4 protein-coding genes are annotated in these 2,712 nt (G+C 55.7%); all 4 read right to left on the bottom strand.

What is annotated here, in order from left to right:
- Positions 1-519, bottom strand: a 519-nt coding sequence (locus ACF8AM_RS20065) for a hypothetical protein (RefSeq protein WP_392557356.1), incomplete at its 3' end; no start/stop codon positions are given.
- Between the two features lie 714 nt (positions 520-1,233).
- Positions 1,234-1,923, bottom strand: a complete 690-nt coding sequence (locus ACF8AM_RS20070) for a tyrosine-type recombinase/integrase (protein WP_392557357.1) — start codon at positions 1,921-1,923, stop codon at positions 1,234-1,236.
- Between the two features lie 12 nt (positions 1,924-1,935).
- Positions 1,936-2,280 (bottom strand): hypothetical protein, encoded by a 345-nt coding sequence (locus ACF8AM_RS20075; protein WP_392557358.1) that lies wholly within the window; start codon positions 2,278-2,280, stop codon positions 1,936-1,938.
- A gap of 225 nt (positions 2,281-2,505) precedes the next feature.
- A partial coding sequence (locus ACF8AM_RS20080) for a hypothetical protein (RefSeq protein WP_392557359.1) occupies positions 2,506-2,712 on the bottom strand: 207 nt, incomplete at its 5' end.

The following is a 2,712-nucleotide window of genomic DNA, read 5'->3' on the forward strand; positions in this document are numbered from 1 at the left end:
CGCAAGGATCGTCGCAAAGAGTTCGAGTTCCTCAGCGGCGTTTTTCTTTGCCTGATTCAACTTGTCGGCTTTGGCTTTCGCGGCGGCTTCGATTCGCAGAGTCTCGGCCGCCGCGATTCGACGCTTCTCCGCGTCTATGAGTTCTTTGTCGATCGAGGCCAAGTCAGGTTTTTGGGGTTTCGGTCCGATCCCAAGGTCCAATGTCGCTTTCGTTTTAGCCAATTCAGTTGCAAGCTCGATGCCCGTGGCTCGCCACGACTCAAAGTGCTGAGTCGCTTCTAGGATTGAATCAAGATACACACGGTCTTCGGCAATCAGTTTTGATTTTGGGACAAAAGATTCTTTGCCGTCCGCGTTTTTGATGAGTGCGTTCTCGCCGTCAAACTCAACCAGCGTTGCGACGGTTGTATATTTCCGATCCAGTGTGCTCCAAGTCCGCGCGGCGTATGTCGGCATGCTTGGTTTCTCGTCTTCATGGTCGTCCAATTGCTGCGCAATACTTTTGAGACTCTGTTGCATTTCTTCCCGTTCCGTTTGCCGCTTGGCCCATTGGTCCGACTCGTGTTCGTATTCGACCAAACGTTTCTCGAAAACTCGCTTCGCCGCTGCGGAGGGGGCAGAGGACGTTGATTCTCTGGATGTATCAGCGACCTGCGAGGAGGCAGATGGTGTCGCGGAAGATTTGTTGGTGGATGAGCCTGATGACGTGCGGTTGGATGAAGAGGACGGGGTGACCAGGGTGCCCAGCCCGCAACATAGAACGATGAAGCCGAAAAAAATCAGGATGATGTTCTTTAAAGCATTCATCGGATGCCTTTGAGAATTACATGTCGAAGGTGATGGGGAAAGGAAAAGTGTAGGTCACATGCGGCGCCATCATCCCAAGCTGGGTAGCGGGGCGCACAATCCCGGCACGGCACAAGAAAAAGGCCCGCATGGCGTACCACGCGGGCTTGGGAGTGCGTTCGGTTGGAAAGACGTCTACAGCTTCGGAGCGGCCTTGGCGGCACGCACAGCGGCTTCTAAGGACTTCTGGGCATAATGGTCAGTCATCAGGGCAGTTGAGTGCCCCAGCAATGCTTGCGTTTCCTCTGTGCCACCAAGGGCAGCCCTGATCGTCGTGGCGCTCAGGTGGCGGAGTTGATAGGGGAACCAGTGGGGGCTTCCAGCGGCCTTTTGTGCACGCTGCAATGCTTGCCGATAGGAGTGGGCATCGTAGTGATCTCTCGGAAGTCAGTTGGGATCTTTCTTCACATTGGTTCCCTTACGGTTGCCGCATGAAAGTGGAGCCGTTCGCTTCGCGGCACCGACCGCGCGTCGCCACTCCATCGCCTCTTTCGGTGAGAAGCAGTACGACTCGGGGTGGCGTTGCAGGAAGTCAGTAATCGCATCGCGGGCATCGTCGATGATCGGAACAGCCTTCGCTTTCCCACGCCAGCCGGTTTTGTGTTTGCTGGGGACGTAAATCCAATTGTCACCTGACCGGTCGATGTCACAGGGACGCATGATGCAAACCTCACCTGGACGCATTCCGGTTGCCACCTGGATGCGCAACATCGCCTTGATGATTGGGCTGAGGAACGGAGCGGTCATCCGAACATGCTCGATCGGCACAGGCCTCACCGGTTCAGTTTCGGGAGCAGTTGTTTGCCCGTTGCGTAGCGTGTCGAGAGTCTTGAGCTGCTGAACCTTGGACACGTCAACAAGTTCCCCTGCCACTGCAATCGTGAACATGCCGATGACCGAATTGATGATTCGATTGATGTAGGTTCGTGCGAGTGGCTTCTTCGGCTTCTTGCGCTTGTGTTTCCACTTGGTAGGCATGCCGTTGGCAACCAACTCATCACGGAACGCTTTGAGTTTGACCGGTCCAAAGTCATCGACGGTGACGTCGCCAAACATCGAGTCCAGCTTGTCGGCCAATTGCTCGCCACGTTAGCGATCCTGGTTCTTCTCTGCGTATTTCTCTTTGAGATGTTCGCGATAGAAAGCGGTGACGTGGCTGACCAGCACCGGAGCGTTGCTCTGGTTGCTTTGAACCAGCCCCGAGTGGGAAGCGTTCACCATCGCCAACGCCTGATCTTCGATCGAATGAACAGAGAAATCGTCTGGCAGAGAAAGCCCACCGGCCTGGTAGGTCGCGATGAGGACGGCGTAGCGAGCAAGCGATTCAGGCGAATCATGCTTGCCGAGATAGTAATCCTTGCCGCCGATCGTGCAGACTGACTGCCCGGAAACGTGGAATCGACGGGCGGGCGCTTTGGACTTTGGACGAGCCATTAGTGAGATCTCCCGATTGCAAGTCGCAACGATCAACCCGAGGGTTTTTCGGTACAACTTTTGGAATCAAACGGGGTCGCACACCTGACGATGGTAACGCTCGGAAGCGTTTCGACCTGCAAAACACGGTGTTTTCTTCAATACACCCGGAGGGTGCCGCACCCGTCAACGAATACGTTGGCCGATCGCTCGCAATGTGTCGTTGTGGGCACGCCTGTGGGCACATCAGCACCAATCAGGGGCGATCAGGAATCTGAGTTCCTGCAGCTCTTCCGTGATCTTGAACCGAGCAAGCAAGCCGAACTGCTGAGCATTGCCAGAGGCATGGCAGCCAGTCGCCAAGGTGTCCACCAAGGCTGAGGCAACATCGGAGAACTTCACCGGGGTATCATCACGGCCAACATGGGAGCAGCATCGAAGGGGGAGGCGACC

The sequence above is a fragment of the Rhodopirellula sp. JB055 genome, from assembly GCF_043100905.1.
GTDB lineage: Bacteria > Planctomycetota > Planctomycetia > Pirellulales > Pirellulaceae > Rhodopirellula.